Source organism: Tetzosporium hominis, from assembly GCF_002265435.1.
GTDB classification, from domain to species: Bacteria; Bacillota; Bacilli; order Bacillales_A; family Planococcaceae; genus Chryseomicrobium; species Chryseomicrobium hominis.
Window position 1 is genome coordinate 1 of record NZ_NOKQ01000365.1, and the last position, 286, is coordinate 286.

1 protein-coding gene is annotated in these 286 nt (G+C 49.0%); it reads left to right on the forward strand.

The window, feature by feature from the left end:
* On the forward strand, nt 1–286 hold a 286-nt coding region (locus tag CF394_RS15330; RefSeq protein WP_279327669.1), incomplete at both ends, for a CoA-transferase.

Sequence of the window (286 nt, forward strand, 5' to 3'; positions counted from 1 at the left end):
TATATCGTTTCATTAAACGGACGCGCATACCTTGCCGAGGAAGCCTTGAGTGCGGAATACGCTTTCATTTATGGAAAAACCGCCGATGAATTCGGCAATATCATCTACGACAAAACGGCTCGCAACATGAACCCGCTTATGGCGATGGCTGCTGATCGGACATTTGCCGAGGTCGAGCGGATCGTTCCCATTGGAGAGCTCGATGAAGAAGAAATTGTAACACCCGGTGTTTTTGTCGAAGGTGTAGCTGAAACGGAAGGGGTGAACTGGAAATGGGTTTGGGAGT